We start from the raw sequence: 14975 nt of genomic DNA, 5'->3' as shown, positions 1-14975 counted from the left end.
CCCACGACGCCGGTACGCAGGGTCGTCGCGCCCGCGCCCGCTCCGTAGCGTCTTCGCCATGAGAACCCTCCAGCACCGCATCACCACCGACACCCGCTATGTCCTGATCGGCTTCCCGGTCACCGTCATCGCCTTCGTGCTGGTCGTCGCGGGCGTGGCGGCAGGTCTGGGCGGCGCCGTGGCCTTCGTCGGCCTCCCGGTGCTCGCCGCGACCGCGGTCCTGGCCAGGAAGTTCGCCGACGCCGAGCGGGCCGCCCTGCCCGACGTCGTCGGCCGGCCGCTGGCCCGGCCCGAGTACCCGGCCGCCCCCGTGGGCGCGGGCTGGTTCCGCCGCACGATGACCCCGATCGCGAACGGCCAGGCCTTCCTCGACCTGCTGCACGCGATCGTGGCGCTGCCGTTCGCGATCGTCTCCTTCGTCCTGACGGCCGTGTGGTGGGCCGGCGCCATCGCCGGGCTGACCTTCCCGATCTACGGCTGGGCGCTGGCCAAGCTCCCCGGGCTCGACGGCGGCCTGCCGGCGCTGCTCGGTCTGGGTGACGGCGACGGCGTCTTCGTCGCCTTCAACACCGCGGCCGGTCTGCTGTTCGCCCTGACGCTCCCGGCGGTCGTGCGGATCGCCGCGACGCTCAAGGCGAACCTGGCCGAGGCCCTGCTCACCCGCCCGGCCCCGCGGCCGCAGGCGGTCCGCCACCCCTACGAGGAGAGCGTGCTCGCCGCGTGAGCGCCCTTCCGGGGCCGTCGCCGCATCCCGCGGCGGCGGCCCTTGCCGCGTGCGGCCCTCCGAGGCGGTCCACCACGGCGATCAGCCGGGGCGGTCCTCCGGCGGGGCCTGCTCACGGAAGGCCTGCTCGCGGAAGGCCGTCGGTGACATTCCCGCCCGCTGGGTGAACACGCGGGTGAAGTAGGCGTGGCCGGTGTACCCGACCCTGCGGGCGATGGCGCCCACGGGCAGGTCGGTGTCGGCGAGCATCACCTTCGCACGGTCCAGGCGGTGCCGGGTGAGGTAGTCGATCGGAGTGTCCCCGGTGACGGCGCGGACCGCCGCGATCAGCGTGTCGCGCGAAACGGACAGTTCCCGGGCCACCTCACCGATCCGCACCGGGCGCTCCAGATCGGCGGTGAGCAGCGCGATCGCCCGGTTGCCCAGCGGCGAGGCGGGCGCCCGGTCCGGCGGAAGCCGACGTCCCGGGCCGACGGCGTGGATCACCGCGTGGAGCGCCGCGCCGAGCGCGACGTGGTCGGGCAGGGACGTGGCCCGTCCGGTCAGCTCGACCAGCCGGGTCATCGCCACCCCCACCCAGGCGGGATCGGCCACCTCCACGGCCGCCACTCCCCCACCGAGGTAGCCGAGGCTCTCGTAGCCGCCGGTGCTCGGTCCTTCGAACAGCACCCAGTGCTCGTCCCAGGTCCCGCCCGAGGGCCCGTACGTGTGCCGGACTCCGGGTGGGAGCCAGAAGAAGGTGCCGGGCCCGATCCTGTGCCGTCCCGGGCGGTCGTGCAGGACGAGATGCCCGGTGCCCGAGGTGACCATGACCCCGGCGTACCCCGTCAGCGCCCGCCTGGGCCGGGGCCGGCCCTGGCCCAGGATGGTGCCGGCTCCGGTGACGGCCAGGCCGAGGGCTCTGACGCCCTCGGGCGGGGTCCGATAGTGGGCGATCTGCACCGGCACCCCCACCCAACTCCCGACAAAAGTGCAAACGGCTCCGGAAACACTGCATACCATGACGGCCGCCCATGCCCTGAACATGGGGTCATGTTCCGCACCGAGACCGCACCGGCATCGACAGATGTCCTGACCTCCAACGGCCACCGGCTCGATCCGAGCCCCCAGCGGCTCGGCCGGCTCGAGCCCGTCCGCGCCGCCGAGCGCCACGACCGGGCCGCGTTGCGGCGCCGGCTGGCCCGCGACGGCTACCTGTTCCTGCCTGGCTTCCTCGACCGGGCGGAGATCCTGGAGTTCCGCCGCCACTACTTCGCTGCCCTGGAGGGGACGGGCGTCACCGAGCCGGGCAGCGACCCCCGGCTCGGCAGGGCCGGCGGCGGCGACCTCGACCGGGCGACGATGCGCCGCGTGCTGTTTCGCGACATCGTCCCCGGCGCCGAGTACGAGGCGTTGTGCCGCCACCCCCGGATAGCCGGCTTCTACCGGTGGCTGCTGGACACCGAGGAGGTGCATCTGCACCGCAGGAAGCTGATCCGGCACGTCGGACCCGGCGAGACGGGCGTCGGCACCGCCACCCAGGCCCACTACGACCTGGTCTACCTGCGTGAGGGCACCGACAAGGTGCTGTCGTCGTGGATTCCGCTCGGAGACTGCCCCGTGGAGCGCGGGCCGCTCATCTATCTGGAAGGCAGTCACCGCCGTGTGCTGGCCGAGGAGGCCGCGGGCACGCTCCGGCGTCCCGCCGCCTCGATCACCGCGGACCTGCCCGCGCTGGCCGAGGAGCACGACGCCCGCTGGCTCGTCACCGGCTTCCGGGCCGGCGACATGATGGTGCACGGCGCGCACATCATCCACGCATCCCTGGACAACGTCGACCCGGAGGGACTGGTCCGCCTGTCCACCGACATCCGCTACCAGTCGGCCACCGAGGTCATCGATCCGCGCTGGCAGAACCACTGGCACGCGGACGACGGGCTCTAGGCTCCGGTCTGCGCGACCGCCCCGAGCACGCAGCAGGTTGTCCCCGCCGCGGACGACCGTCTCGACCGGCGGCCGTCATCCCGCCGAGGGCAAGGTCACACGGGGAAAGCGCGGACGTGGCGAGCAACGACGCCGAACCTGGGCGGACATCACCCCAAGAGGTGTGATCTCAGCGCGGCAGATCGTCGCGGCCCACGAGCCCGTTCTCGTAGGCGTGGATCACCGCGTGCACACGATCGCGCAGGTCCAGTTTCTGCAGGACGGCCCGGACGTGCGACTTCACGGTGTTCTCGCTCAGCACCAGTTCCGCGCAGATCTCGCCGTTGGACCTGCCGCGGGCCAGCAGGCCGAAGACCTCGACCTCGCGCGGGGTGAGGCCCTCCAGGGCCTTCGCCCTGCGCATCGGCACCTGCCGTACGAGATCAAGGACCGTCGCTGCCACTCCCGGGGCCAGCGCGGACGTCCCGGAGGCGACGTCGCACACGGCCTGGGCCAGGGCGGCGGGCCGGACGTCCTTGGTCAGGTAGCCGCTCGCGCCGGCCCGGATGGCGGCCACGACCAACTCGTCGTCGTCGAACGTCGTCAGCATGAGCACCCGGGTCGCCGGTGCGATCCTCACGATCTCCGCGGTGGCGGCGACCCCGTCCATGCGGGGCATGCGGATGTCCATCAGCACCACGTCGAGGCGATGGCGCCGGACGACCTCGATCGCCTCGCCGCCGTTCCCGACGTCGTGGGTGACCTCGATGCGCTCGTCGGCCGACAGCACCGTACGGAGCGAGGCCCGCAGCAGTTCCTGGTCGTCGACGAGCATGACGCGGATCATGCGCCCTCCTTCGTGGGGAGCCGCGCCCGCAGCACCCAGCCGTCGTGCCCGTCGTCGATCGACAGGGTGCCGCCCGCGGTACGCACGCGTTCTTCGATTCCCAGGAGTCCGGTTCCCGCGCTGCCGGCCTCTCGAGAAGCCTTGCCGCCGTCGTCGCGTACCTCCACCGTCACCTCGTTCGGGCTCCAGCGCAGGTGAACGGCCACCTTGACCGGTGGTTCGAGGTGGCGCAGCGCGTTGGTGATGCCCTCCTGCACGGTACGGACCGCCGCGACCTCGGCGCTCAGGCTCAGCGGCCGCCGCTCACCCGCCTCCGCGAACGTCACCGTGTGGAGCGGGCTCGCCGCCGAGGCCACGAGGTCGGGGAGGGCGTCGAGCGAGATCGGAACCTGTCCGCGCGGCGCCGCGGTGGCCGGGCCCAGCGTGGCCAGCATCGCCCGCAGGCCTTGGTGGGCGTCCCGGCCGGCCTCGGCGATGTCGCCGAGTTCGCGGCGGGTGGCCGGATCCGCCGTCGTCACCGCCGCGGCCTCGATCCGCACGACCATGACGGTGACCGTGTGGGCGATCACGTCGTGCAGGTCGCGGCGGATGCCGGCCCGTTCGTCCGCGATGGCCGCGGCCAGTCGTTCGCTCTCGGCTCGCCGGCGGCTCTCGTGCCTGCGGCGGAGCAGAAGGGCCGCGAGCCACACACCGCCGACCACGAGCATCAGCAGCCCGCCCTCACTCAGGCGGGTCCACCAGGGAACGCCAGGGGGCAGCCGGGCCCACGAGACCAGCTCGTTGAGGACGATCCCGAGCACGGCGACGGCCAGCGCGAGCGCCGAGGACCTGACCGGGACCTGGCCGGTCAGCCGCCACAACGTCAGGGGGAAGAACACGGCGGAGGGCAGCATGACCGGTGACCAGCCCGGGAAGGGCAGCGTCACCAGGACGAGCATGCCCAGCGCGCCGATCGCGTACCCCGCCCACGGCCGCCGGAGGGCCACCTCCGCTCCCGCGTGGAGCAGGGCGGCGGCGCCCGCGGCGGTGAGGACCTGCCACAGGTCCGCGCCGAGGTACCGGGCGGCCGCCAGGATGATCACCGTCAGGAGGGCCAGGACCACGTGCGCCGCCACCGTCGTCGCCAGCCATGGGCTCCGGCGCTGGACGGCTGTCACGGTGGTCGCCTCCCGGTGGGCTCGTGGTGGGGAGCCGTACCTGGCTCGACGTGCCACAGGATAGCCAGCGGCGGGCGGCCCGCCGCCACGAACCCGCCGTTGAGCCCCGTGCTCTCAGCGGTAGGACGCGATGAGCCGGGCGAGGTGGCGGCCCGCGATGCGCAGGGGTTCCTCGCTCTCGGCGACCTGGGCGGCCATCTCGGCCCCCTCCAGCGTGCTGATCACCGTGTGCGCGAGCTCGTGGGCGACGTCCTCGGGGAAGCCGCTACGGCGCAGCTTGCCGCCGACCAGCTCCCGCCAGCCGGCGAACTCCTCCTCCGCGGCCCGCTGGATGTCCGGCGCCGTGCCGGTGCTCTCCAGCGCGGTGATGACGATGGGGCACCCGTCCAGCCATTGGGAGGCGCGCAGCCCCTCCGCCAGCTCGTCGGCGCAGGCGGCGATCGCCGTGGCCGGGTCGTCCTCGCGCTCCAGCGCCTCGCGCAGCATGCCGGCGAACTCCTGGCCGCCGTGCCGCAGGGCCGCGATCGCCAGCTCCGTCTTGCCTCCGGGGAAGAAGTGGTAGACCGAGCCGAGCGTGGCCTCGGCCTCCTGGGAGATCTGCTTGAGGCCCGTGGCCGCGTACCCCTGCCGCTGCATCAGGCGGGCGGTCGAGCGGACGATGCGCTCCTTGGTCTTCATGACTCCGCATCCTATTGGATAGAGCGTTCATTTTAGCGCCGTGCTACTGTCCGTCTTATTAGATAGAACGTTCATTTTAGGGAGAACGCATGTCCGTCACCGTCATCGGCCTCGGCCTCATGGGCCACGCCATGGCCGCCGCCTACCTGGACAAGGGCTACGACGTCACCGTCTGGAACCGCACCGCCGGCAAGGCCGACGCCCTGGTCGCCCGAGGGGCGCGCCTGGCCCCGGACGTGGAGGCGGCGCTCAGGGCCAACGAGCTCGTGGTGCTGAGCCTGACCGGCTACGACGCCGTCTACGCCGTCCTGGAGCGGGCGCCCCGGGCGCTGGCCGGCCGTACCGTGGTCAATCTGACCTCCGGCACGCCCGCCGAGGCGCGGACGGCGGCGGAGTGGGTGGCCGGGCACGGCGGGACGCAGATCACCGGGGGCGTGCAGACGCCGCCGCCCGGTATCGGCACGCCCGGCACCTCGACGTACTACAGCGGCCCCGCCGAGGCCGTCGAGACCCACCGAGCCGCCCTCGAAGCGCTGACCGGGATCGACTACCTGGGCGAGGACCCAGGCCTGGCCGCCCTGTACTACCAGATCGGCATCGACATGTTCTGGACCGGGCTCGTGGGCTACCTGCACGGGCAGACGGTGGCGCGGGCGTACGGAGTGTCGGCGCGGCAGTTCCAGGAGCATGCGGTCAAGTCCATCGATCTCCGGTATTTCGTGGAGCTCTACGCACCGCGGATCGACGCGGGCGACCACTCCGGGGACATGGAGAACCTGGGGATGGCGGCGGCGAGCCTGGAGCACGTGGTGCGCACGGCCGAGGCGGCGGGGGTGGACGGTTCGATCCCGCGGGCCATGCTGGACACCTTCCGCCGCGGCATCGCCGCCGGTCACGGCCAGGACAGTCTCACCCGCCTCACCGACGTCCTGCGGGGGTGATGTGAGGGGGCGCCCGCTCGCGCGATCCGGCCGCCCCCGTCAGGCCGGATCGCGGTCCGGATTCCGCGGCCCAGCGGGCGCCCCTCCACATTCCGGCCGGCGGGCCCCACCCCCCGGTCGAGGGCCCGACCGCCGTGGTGACCGCGTGGTCACCGGTGAACCCGCCACATCAGGTCTGTGTGAGCCTTCCGGCTCGTCCCCCCCGATGCGGCGGTGCGGCTTCGATGCGGGCAACACTACGGTTGCGATCTTGTGGGCGAAACCCCGTTTACGGACAGCTCGTTGAACGGTCTGTAGTCATCGATATGCGGAGCGTGTCAGGAGGTCGAACGGTCGTCCTCGCGCGACGAACGGTCGGTCAAGAGGCCGACGGCCGGCTCGGGAAGGTGCATCCGCGCCATCATCGCCGCCACCCCGGCAGGGATCCGACCGGGCGTGAGCAGGGAAATCATGACCATCACGACGAAAGCCAGCGGCACGCCGGCGGCCGGCGGGACGAACGGCTTCACGCCCACCCATTCCAGCCCCACGAGCGCCGCGGTCAAGCCTCCACCCGTCGCGAACCCCGCGACGGCGCCCGGCGCGGTCAGGCGCCGCCACCAGATGCCCAGCACCAGCAGCGGGCAGAACGTGGCCGCCGACAGGCTGAAGGCGGCGAGCACCAGCTCCACCGACCCGACCGGGACGGTCGTCGCCGTCAGGACCAGGGCGGCCACGGTCACCCCGGCCAGCGAGGCACGGAACGAGCGCACCCCGGGCCGCGCCACACAGGCCGACACCGCCCCCGACACCGCCCCGAGCACCCCGCACGACGTCGCGAGGAACGCCGCGAAGGCGCCCGCCGACAACACCCCGGTCAGCACGTTCCCGGCGACGCCGGGCAGCATCCGGGACGGCAGCAGCAGGACGATCTCCTCTCCCCCCGTCCCGGGAAAGTGCACATTAGCCAGAATTCCATATAAAGGGGGCACCACGGCGAACACCCCGAGTAACACCTGCGCCGCCACGATCGACCGGCGCGCCCCGCGCCCGTCCGCGGCGGCGTAGACCCGGACCACGACGTGCGGCAGCCCTATGGTCCCGAGCGCGCAGGCCAGCAACACCGTCAGCACGCCGGGCAACGACTGGTCGCCAGAGCCGTACCCGCCGGAAAGCCCTTCCGCGGGCACCTGACCGCAGTGCCACGTGCACCACAGCGCCAGCCCCACGCCGAGGAAGGCGACCAGCTTCACCCAGAACTGCGAGGCCTGCACGCTCGTGACGCTGCCCATGCCACCGGCCAGCGCCACGCAGGCGGCGGTCCCGGCGACCGCCGCCCAACCGGCCCAGGGCGGCAGCCCGGTCAGCAGCCGCGTGACGATCCCGGCCGCCTGGAACTGCGCCACCAGGAACAACAGCCCGATCCCCAGCACCCAGCACGTGGTGAAGCGCCGAAGGCGCGCCGAGCCCAGCCGCCATTCGGCGAAGTCGGGCAGCGTGAACGTCCCGGACCTGCGCAGCGGCGCGACCACCAGCGCCAGCACCACCACGAACCCCGCCGCCGCCCCCACCGGGTACCACAGCATCGGCGCCCCGTGCGTGGCGATGAGCCCGGCCAGCCCCAGGCAGACGGCGGCCCCGGTGAACTCGGCGCCGATGGCCGCGCCGTTGCGCCACGGCCGCACCGCCCGCGCCGCCACGTAGAACTCCGGCACGCTGAGGTAGCGGCGCGGCCGCACGGTGCCCACCGTCACGGCGAGGACGAGCACGACGACGATCCCGGCCAGCGCCGCGACGGTCACGGTCCCGCTCGTTCGGCCTGTTCCGCATGCCGCAGATGGCGTACGGCCAGCAGCACCCACACCGGCTGGACCCCCACCGACAGCACCACCCACCAGCGCACGTCGGCGAACCCGGCGGCCAGCACCGGCGCCCCGACCAGCACGGCCAGCCCGGCGCCCGCGGTGACGGCGCCCGCCGAGAGCTGACGGCGCATGGCCGCCCGCGTCTCGGTGTCGCGGGAGACGTCGGCGGGCGGCACGGGATCCAGGCGCCCGACCGCCGCGGGACGCCGCTCGACCGGCACGCGCCGCACGGTCACTGCGCGACCCGATGCTGGTTGACGAGCTGCTCGCGCACCTGCCTGGTGTGACGGCGGCTGACGGGCAGCGTCTCGGTGCCGACGGTGAGCGTCACCTTGCCGCCCTCGAAGCGCAGTTCGCTGACGTGGCGGGCGGAGACGAGCGTGCTGCGGTGCACGCGGATGAAGCCGACGCCGGCCCAGCGGCGTTCGAGCGCGGCCAGGGACATGCGCACGAGGTAGCTGCCGTCGACGGTGTGCAGCCGCACGTAGTCGCCCTTGGCCTCGGCGAACCAGACGGCCTGCTGCGGCACGAACCTGGTGCGCCCGCCCAGCTCCACCGGGATGACGTCGTCGAGACCGCAGTCGTCGGGCGGCGCGGAGACCGCCTCCAGCCTGCGCACGGCTTCGGCCAGCCGGTCGGCGCGCACCGGTTTGAGCAGGTAGTCGACGGCCTGCAGCTCGAAGGCCTGCACCGCGCAGTCGTCGTGCGCGGTGACGAACACCAGGCGCGGCGGGCTGGGGAACCCGCCGATGAGCCGGGCCAGGTCGAGCCCGTCGAGGCCGGGCATGCGGATGTCGAGGAAGACCCCGTCGAGGCGCTCGCCCGCGCCGATCATCTGCACCATGTCCTGCAGCGCCGAGACCCCGTCGGCCGCGGTGAGGACCTGCTCCACCCTGCTGTCGCGGCGCAGCAGGTAGGCCAGCTCTTCCAGGGCCGGCACCTCGTCGTCAACGGCCAGAACGCGTAGCATGCCGTCCACGCTGCCGCAAGAACGCCCTGCTCACAAGCGACACGCCTACGTTGAGTAAAGAATTGACTACAAAGAGCTAGGTCGGGTCTTGGGGACGCGCAGCCGTACGCGGGTGCCGGCGCCCGGCGCGGTCTCGACCGCGAGCCCGTAGTCCTCGCCGTAGATCTGGCGCAGCCGCACGTCGACGTTGGCCAGGCCGATGCCGCCACCCTCGCGGCACGGGCCGTCGTCGAGCACCTGCCTGGCGTGCTCGGGGTCCATTCCGGCGCCGTCGTCCTCGACGGTGATGTGCGCCTCGGGGCCGGCGTCGCGGACCACGACGCGTACCTCGCCCGCGCCGCCGGCGGCGCGCGTGCCGTGCTTGATCGCGTTCTCGACGAGGGGCTGCAGGCACAGGAACGGCACCGGCACCGGCAGCACCTCCGGCGAGACCTGGACGGTGAAGCGCAGCTGGTCGCCGAACCGGGCGCGCTCCAGCAGCAGGTAGCGGTCGACGCAGGTCAGCTCGTCGGCCAGGGTCGTGAAGTCCTGGGCGCGGCGCAGCGCGTACCGGGAGAAGTCGGCGAAGTCGAGCAGCAGCTCGCGCGCGCGGCCGGGATCGGTGCGCACGAAGGAGGCGATGGTGGTGAGGGCGTTGTAGACGAAGTGCGGCGAGATCTGCGCGCGCAGGGCGCGCATCTCGGCTTCGAGCGCGCGGCGGCGGGAGGTGTCGAGCTCGGCGAGCTCGAGCTGGCCCGAGACCCAGCGGGCGACCTCGGTGACGGTGCGCACGAGCGCCGCGCTCAGCTCCTCGTCGTAGGCGGCCAGCGCGCCGACCACCCGGCCGTCGACGGTGAGCGGCACGACGACCGCGCCGTGCGGCTGACCGGCGAAGACCTCCGCCCGGCCGGAGGTCAGCGCCGCGCGGGCGTGGTCGAGGACCTCGTCGGTGCAGGGCCCGTCCCACGCGAGGGCCGCGTCGGTGGAGGTGATCGCGAGCGCGTGGGTGCCGAGCAGTACGCGCAGATGCCTTACGGCCTTGCGTGCGGACTCCTTCGTGAGCCCGCCCCGCAGGGACGGCGCGGCCAGCGCGGCGATGTGCAGCGTCGTGAACGTCGCCTCGTCCTTCCAGCCGCCTTCGGGCAGCTCGGGGCGGCGGCGCGCGACGAGGTAGCCGAGCGCGAATGCCAGGAGGGAGGCGAGCGCCACGGAGGCGGCGATCGACATGCGGGAAACCGTAGCCCGTCACGCGGGGTGTCCGGGCGGAAACGCTACGGCGGCCCCTCCCCCGGTTCCTCTTGGTATGAGTAGCGCTGCTCTCGCCACGGATCCGCCACGTTGTGATAGCCGCGTTCCTCCCAGAAGCCGCGCCGGTCCTCCAGCAGATACTCGATGCTGCGCACCCATTTCACGCTCTTCCAGGCGTAGAGATGGGGGACCACGACACGCAGCGGGAAGCCCCGGTCGGGGCTGATGGGCTTGTCGTCGAGCTCGGTGGCGAACAGCGTCTCCGGGGCGGTGAAGTCGGAGAGACGGACGTTGGCGCTGTAGCCGTACTCCGCCCAGATCATCACGTGCGTCACTCCCTCGGCGGGCGGCGCGGCGGCCAGGATCTCCCGCGGGCTGACGCCGCGCCACTCGTTCCCCATGATCGAGAACTTGGTGACGCAGTGGAAGTCGGCGAGCACGCCGGTGCGCGGCAGCTTCTCGAACTCCGGCCAGCTGAAGCGGTGCATCTCCCCTGAGGCGGTGGCGCCGAAGACGCGGAAGTCCCAGCTGTCGGGCTTGAACTGCGGCACCCGGCCGTAATGGATGACGGGCCGGCCGCGCGGGACGTACTGGCCTGGGGGCAGGCGCGACTCCTCCTCGTTCATTCGGCCATCCTGTCATCGCCCGGCGTACGGCTCGTCGCCGGGTAGGAGTGCGCTACTATTGCGGCCTATGCGCACCGCATTCATCTTTTGGTATGGCGACGGACCCGTGAGGACCGATCGCCATGTGGCGCTGCGCTAGCAGACACAGACGATCGAAAGGCCCCGGGTCCGTAAGGATCCGGGGCCTTTCGCATGTTCAGAGGAGAAAACCATGGTCATCGTGATGGGCCCCGAGGCCACCCAGGACGACGTCGCCGCGATCGTCGCGGTCGTGCAGGCGGCCGGGGTGGAGGCGTTCGTGAGCCGGGGCGTACGGCGCACGATCGTCGGACTGGTCGGCGACGTGGCCCAGCTCGACCAGGGCAACCTGCGCGGCATGGCCGGGGTGCGGGACGTGATGCGCGTGTCCACGCCGTACAAGCTCGTCAGCCGGGAGAACCATCCCGAACGCTCCACCGTGCACGTGGGCGGGGTGCCGATCGGCCCGGACACCGTGACGCTGATCGCCGGGCCCTGTGCGGTGGAGACGCCGCAGCAGACGCTGGACGCGGCGCTGATGGCCAAGAAGGCCGGGGCGACGCTGCTGCGGGGCGGGGCGTACAAGCCGCGCACCTCCCCGTACGCCTTCCAGGGCCTCGGCGAGGCGGGCCTGCGCATCCTGGCCGACGTGCGCGAGGAGACCGGGCTGCCGGTCGTCACGGAGGTCGTGGACGCCCACGACGTCGAACTGGTCGCCTCCTACGCCGACATGCTGCAGGTCGGCACCCGCAACGCGCAGAACTTCGCCCTGCTGCAGGCGGTCGGCGCGGCGGGCAGGCCGGTGATGCTGAAGCGCGGCATGAACGCCACGATCGAGGAGTGGCTGATGGCGGCCGAGTACATCGCCCAGCGCGGCAACCTGGACATCGTGCTGTGCGAGCGCGGCATCCGCACGTTCGAGACGGCCACGCGCAACACGCTGGACGTGTCGGCGGTGCCGGTGGCGCAGCGCCTGTCGCACCTGCCGGTCATCGTCGACCCGTCCCACTCGGGCGGCCGCCGCGACCTGGTGCTCCCGCTGACCCGCGCGGCCATCGCCGTGGGCGCCGACGGCGTGATCATCGACGTCCACCCGGCGCCGGAGACCGCCCTCTGCGACGGCCCCCAGGCGCTGGTGGACTCCGACCTCGACGTTCTCGCCGACGTGCTCGCCACCTTCCCCCCGCTGCTGGGCCGCGCCGCCGCCGTTCCCGCTGCCCCGGCCCAAGGTCGCTGATCCTTTACGGCACAGCCACCCCCACCGCCACCCGCCGACGCGCGCCGGCGGGTCGGCGGGATCGCTTCTCACGCCGGACGAACGCGCCACCGTCACGGCCCTTCGTGAACCACCCGACGGGGCAGGCAAGAACCCGCGACGACCTCGTGGACCCCGCCAGGCGACACACCCGGGAACCGGGCCCGCGGAGACCCCGTGGACCGGCCGGGCGGGGAGCCCGTGGTTGCGAAGGTCTTGGGGGTGGGCCGGGGAAGGTCCCGGGGTTCTTCGTGGGTGGGGTTCAGGCGGTGGGGCTGACGCCTTCCAGGGTGTACTCCTGGATGGAGTCGGCCAGCTGGACGGCCAGTTCTTCGGCGTCGAGGCGCTTCTCGATCTGCTTCAGATCCTCGATCTTGGCCCGGGTCTCGGCCCGCTTCGGCGCCAGCAGGGAGCAGCAGTCCTCGTCCGGCAGCTCGGAGATGGCCAGTGTGTCGATCCGGCGCGCCTCCGCCATGATCTCGGTCTTGTCCCAGCCGACGAGCGGCCGCAGGATCGGCAGCTCGACCGCGTGGTCCTGGGCGGTGATGTTGGCGAGGGTCTGGGAGGAGACCTGGCCGAGCGCGTCGCCGGTGATGAGGGCGGCGGCGCGGATGCGGTGGGCCACCTCCTCGGCGGTCTTCAGCATGAGCCGCCGCTGCGCGATGACCGCCAGCCGGTCCTGGCCGGAGTTGCGGATGGACTGCTGCGCCTTGCCGAACGGCACCACCCACAGCCTCGACCCGCCCTGGAAGCGGTCGAGCTTGCGCACCAGCGCGTACGCCTTGTAGATCGACTCGCTCGTCGTGAACGGGATGCCGGAGAAGTGCAGGAAGTCCACGTGCAGGCCGCGGCGCATCATGCGGTAGGCGGCGACGGGCGAGTCGATGCCGCCGGACATGAGCACGAGCGCCCTGCCGCTGGAGCCGACGGGCAGGCCGCCCTGGCCGGGCAGGCCGTCGGTGAACACGAACACCTCGTCGCGGTCGACCTCGATGTGGAGGGTGAGCGCGGGGTTCTTGAGGTCGACGGGCAGGCCGTACTCGTCGTTGATGGCGCCGCCGACCATGCGGTCGAGCTCGTTGGAGCGCAGCGGGAAGCGCTTGTCGCGGCGGCGCGAGCGGACGGCGAAGGTGGCCTTGCGGGCCGCCTGCTCGGTGTCGCGGACCAGTTCGAGACCGGCCTTGACGACCGTGTCCGGGTCCTTGGCGACCCGCCAGGCGCGGTGGATCCACACCAGCCCCGGCACGTCGGCGACCCGGGCGGCCACCGCGTCGGCCCGCTCGACGGTGGTGCCGGTGGGCAGGAAGATGGCGATCACGCCGTGCCGCTTGCGCACGTCGACCTTGATGTCGAGCTCGCGCAGCGCGTTGCGGATGTTGCCGATCAGGCGGCGTTCGAACAGCTCGCGGTTCTTGCCCTTGAGGACGATCTCGCCCAGCTTGAGCAGTACGCACGGCTCACCCAGGGCGGTGATCGTCATGGGGGTCCTCCGATATGTCCAGTGCTTTCGACCTACCGAGTTTAGTCCTCGTCCAGACCACGCTCGATCGCATATCGGACGAGCTCCACCCGGTTGTGGAGCTGGAGCTTGTTGAGCGTGTTCTGGACATGGTTCTGCACGGTCCGGTGGGAGAGCACGAGCCGGTCGGCGATCTGCCGGTACGACAGCCCCTTGGCCACGAGCCTGAGCACCTCGGTCTCCCGTTCGGTCAGGCGCGGCCCGTCCTCCTCCTGCGCCGGTTGGGCCGCCAGCCTGCGGTACTCCCCCAGCACCAGCCCCGCCAGCCCCGGCGTGAACACCGCGTCGCCCTCGGCCGTCCGCCGTACCGCGTCGAGAAACTCCTCCCGGGAGGCCGACTTCACCAGATACCCCGAGGCCCCGGCTTTGACCGCCGCCAGCACGTCGTCCTGTTCGGCGCTGGCCGACAACACCAGCACCCGGGGCGGGCTCTCCAGCCCGCTGAGCCCCTGCGCCACCTCGGCGCCCGACAGGTCCGGCAACTGCAGATCGAGAACCACGACCTCGGGCCGCACCGCCCCGGCCACCCGGATCGCCTGCCGCCCCTCCCCCACGGCCGCCACGACCTCGTACCCGGCCTCCGCCAGATCCCTGGCCACCCCGTCACGCCACATCGGGTGGTCGTCCACCACCATGACCCGCACCATGCCCGCAGCGTACGGCAGCGCCCTACTCGAACTCGCCCAGCGCCCCGGGATCGAAGGAGAAGACGAACGGGAAGTCGCCGCTGAACATCTGACCCGCTTTCACCTCACGCGCCAGCACGTAGACGTCCCCGTCACGGTCAAAGACGGTGATCTTGGGCTCAGGTTCAAGGTCCACAATCCAGTACTGGGGGATCCCGGCCTCCGCGTACTCCCGGACCTTCCGCACCCGGTCCGTCTGCTCACTGCCGCTTCGAGGTGACACCACCTCGACGACGATCAGGATGTCTCCGGCGTAGAAGGTTCTCGCGTGGCTCTCGATCGTGGCACGGGCCGCGTCCTTGCTCATGACGAACACGTCCGGTTTGCGCACGCCCGCCGGAGTGGTCACGTCGTTGGAACCTCCAGCCACGTACATCTCCGCGCCCGCCGCCTTGGCGGCCTCCTTCAACACGTCCTTCAAACGATCGGCCGTATGGTCATGCAAAGCGCTCGGGGACGACTCGAACAACCACCCGTCGGCGAGCTCGTAACGCTTGCCTTCTTCCGGCATCGCGTCCAGGTCATAGATGGTGTAGCGACCATAGTCGTGGATGGGAGCGACTCTCCTTCCCGTCTCCATG

16 protein-coding genes are annotated in these 14975 nt (G+C 72.1%); 4 read left to right on the top strand and 12 right to left on the bottom strand.

The annotated features are described in order from the left end of the window. The first annotated feature begins 58 nt into the window (after positions 1–58). Positions 59–724, top strand: a complete 666-nt coding sequence (locus ACIBI5_RS11950) for a sensor domain-containing protein (RefSeq protein ID WP_397245883.1) — start codon at positions 59–61, stop codon at positions 722–724. 81 nt (positions 725–805) lie between these two features. On the opposite strand, the gene ACIBI5_RS11945 is transcribed toward ACIBI5_RS11950, so the two are convergent. Further along, positions 806–1672: a helix-turn-helix domain-containing protein gene (locus ACIBI5_RS11945; RefSeq protein ID WP_397245881.1), complete on the bottom strand. Its 867-nt coding sequence runs from the start codon at positions 1670–1672 to the stop codon at positions 806–808. Positions 1673–1756: 84 nt separating this feature from the next. Here ACIBI5_RS11945 and ACIBI5_RS11940 point away from each other — a divergent pair, with 84 nt between their 5' ends. Further along, on the top strand, positions 1757–2647 hold the full coding sequence (locus tag ACIBI5_RS11940; protein WP_397245879.1) for a phytanoyl-CoA dioxygenase family protein: 891 nt from the start codon (positions 1757–1759) through the stop codon (positions 2645–2647). Between the two features lie 169 nt (positions 2648–2816). On the opposite strand, the gene ACIBI5_RS11935 is transcribed toward ACIBI5_RS11940, so the two are convergent. The 3 genes from ACIBI5_RS11935 to ACIBI5_RS11925 form a co-directional block, all read right to left on the bottom strand. Next, positions 2817–3473 (bottom strand): response regulator, encoded by a 657-nt coding sequence (locus ACIBI5_RS11935; RefSeq protein WP_397245877.1) that lies wholly within the window; start codon positions 3471–3473, stop codon positions 2817–2819. Beyond that, complete coding sequence (locus ACIBI5_RS11930) at positions 3470–4630, bottom strand: sensor histidine kinase (RefSeq protein WP_397245875.1); 1161 nt, start codon at positions 4628–4630, stop codon at positions 3470–3472. The genes ACIBI5_RS11935 and ACIBI5_RS11930 overlap by 4 nt, the downstream gene beginning before the upstream one ends. A 114-nt stretch (positions 4631–4744) precedes the next feature. Continuing rightward, positions 4745–5308 carry a TetR/AcrR family transcriptional regulator gene (locus ACIBI5_RS11925; protein WP_397245873.1) on the bottom strand — a complete coding sequence of 188 codons (564 nt, stop codon included), beginning with the start codon at positions 5306–5308 and terminating at the stop codon, positions 4745–4747. An 89-nt stretch (positions 5309–5397) separates the two neighbouring features. On the opposite strand from ACIBI5_RS11925, the gene ACIBI5_RS11920 reads away from it, so the two are divergent. Beyond that, entirely contained in the window at positions 5398–6249 is an 852-nt protein-coding gene (locus ACIBI5_RS11920) for an NAD(P)-dependent oxidoreductase (protein WP_397245871.1), read from the top strand. Between the two features lie 317 nt (positions 6250–6566). Here the strand turns inward: ACIBI5_RS11920 and ACIBI5_RS11915 are convergent, their stop codons facing one another. From ACIBI5_RS11915 to ACIBI5_RS11895, 5 genes are all read right to left on the bottom strand, one after another. Continuing rightward, positions 6567–8030, bottom strand: a complete 1464-nt coding sequence (locus ACIBI5_RS11915; protein WP_397245869.1) for a cation acetate symporter — start codon at positions 8028–8030, stop codon at positions 6567–6569. Next, the gene (locus ACIBI5_RS11910; RefSeq protein WP_397245867.1) at positions 8027–8329 is read right to left on the bottom strand and encodes a hypothetical protein; all 303 of its coding nucleotides are present in this window, start codon (positions 8327–8329) and stop codon (positions 8027–8029) included. Before ACIBI5_RS11910 ends, ACIBI5_RS11915 begins: the two co-directional genes overlap by 4 nt. Beyond that, positions 8326–9063, bottom strand: coding sequence for a LytR/AlgR family response regulator transcription factor (locus tag ACIBI5_RS11905; protein ID WP_397245865.1), 738 nt, complete (start codon positions 9061–9063; stop codon positions 8326–8328). The genes ACIBI5_RS11910 and ACIBI5_RS11905 overlap by 4 nt, the downstream gene beginning before the upstream one ends. A 66-nt stretch (positions 9064–9129) precedes the next feature. Beyond that, on the bottom strand, positions 9130–10269 hold the full coding sequence (locus ACIBI5_RS11900) for a sensor histidine kinase (RefSeq protein WP_397245863.1): 1140 nt from the start codon (positions 10267–10269) through the stop codon (positions 9130–9132). Positions 10270–10313: 44 nt separating this feature from the next. Continuing rightward, positions 10314–10916, bottom strand: a complete 603-nt coding sequence (locus ACIBI5_RS11895; RefSeq protein WP_397245860.1) for a sulfite oxidase-like oxidoreductase — start codon at positions 10914–10916, stop codon at positions 10314–10316. A gap of 211 nt (positions 10917–11127) precedes the next feature. On the opposite strand from ACIBI5_RS11895, the gene aroF reads away from it, so the two are divergent. Further along, positions 11128–12171 (top strand): 3-deoxy-7-phosphoheptulonate synthase, encoded by a 1044-nt coding sequence (aroF, locus tag ACIBI5_RS11890; protein WP_397245857.1) that lies wholly within the window; start codon positions 11128–11130, stop codon positions 12169–12171. Between the two features lie 280 nt (positions 12172–12451). Here aroF and thiI read toward each other — a convergent pair whose 3' ends face one another. From thiI to ACIBI5_RS11875, 3 genes are read right to left on the bottom strand one after another with little or no spacing between them, the layout of a single operon-like run. Beyond that, positions 12452–13669 carry a tRNA uracil 4-sulfurtransferase ThiI gene (thiI, locus tag ACIBI5_RS11885; protein ID WP_397245854.1) on the bottom strand — a complete coding sequence of 406 codons (1218 nt, stop codon included), beginning with the start codon at positions 13667–13669 and terminating at the stop codon, positions 12452–12454. A 41-nt stretch (positions 13670–13710) separates the two neighbouring features. Next, a complete protein-coding gene (locus ACIBI5_RS11880; RefSeq protein WP_184975872.1) occupies positions 13711–14355 on the bottom strand; it encodes a response regulator transcription factor in 645 nt (214 codons plus the stop codon). 22 nt (positions 14356–14377) lie between these two features. Continuing rightward, the gene (locus ACIBI5_RS11875) at positions 14378–14974 is read right to left on the bottom strand and encodes a Uma2 family endonuclease (RefSeq protein ID WP_397245852.1); all 597 of its coding nucleotides are present in this window, start codon (positions 14972–14974) and stop codon (positions 14378–14380) included. Position 14975 lies beyond the last annotated feature (1 nt).

The organism is Nonomuraea sp. NPDC050540, from assembly GCF_044457485.1.
In the GTDB taxonomy this organism is placed as follows: domain Bacteria; phylum Actinomycetota; class Actinomycetes; order Streptosporangiales; family Streptosporangiaceae; genus Nonomuraea.
Note: the sequence above shows the minus strand (reverse complement) of the source record. Positions and strands in the feature narration are given on the sequence as shown.

Coding starts and splice junctions, on each gene's coding strand:
- ACIBI5_RS11920 (WP_397245871.1), top strand. CDS start 5,398: ATGTCCGTCACCGTCATCGGCCTCGGCCTCATGGGCCACGCCATGGCC.
- ACIBI5_RS11940 (WP_397245879.1), top strand. CDS start 1,757: ATGTTCCGCACCGAGACCGCACCGGCATCGACAGATGTCCTGACCTCC.
- thiI (WP_397245854.1), bottom strand. CDS start 13,669: ATGACGATCACCGCCCTGGGTGAGCCGTGCGTACTGCTCAAGCTGGGC.
- ACIBI5_RS11935 (WP_397245877.1), bottom strand. CDS start 3,473: ATGATCCGCGTCATGCTCGTCGACGACCAGGAACTGCTGCGGGCCTCG.
- aroF (WP_397245857.1), top strand. CDS start 11,128: ATGGTCATCGTGATGGGCCCCGAGGCCACCCAGGACGACGTCGCCGCG.
- ACIBI5_RS11925 (WP_397245873.1), bottom strand. CDS start 5,308: ATGAAGACCAAGGAGCGCATCGTCCGCTCGACCGCCCGCCTGATGCAG.
- ACIBI5_RS11900 (WP_397245863.1), bottom strand. CDS start 10,269: ATGTCGATCGCCGCCTCCGTGGCGCTCGCCTCCCTCCTGGCATTCGCG.
- ACIBI5_RS11895 (WP_397245860.1), bottom strand. CDS start 10,916: ATGAACGAGGAGGAGTCGCGCCTGCCCCCAGGCCAGTACGTCCCGCGC.
- ACIBI5_RS11875 (WP_397245852.1), bottom strand. CDS start 14,974: ATGGAGACGGGAAGGAGAGTCGCTCCCATCCACGACTATGGTCGCTAC.
- ACIBI5_RS11880 (WP_184975872.1), bottom strand. CDS start 14,355: ATGGTGCGGGTCATGGTGGTGGACGACCACCCGATGTGGCGTGACGGG.
- ACIBI5_RS11905 (WP_397245865.1), bottom strand. CDS start 9,063: ATGCTACGCGTTCTGGCCGTTGACGACGAGGTGCCGGCCCTGGAAGAG.
- ACIBI5_RS11950 (WP_397245883.1), top strand. CDS start 59: ATGAGAACCCTCCAGCACCGCATCACCACCGACACCCGCTATGTCCTG.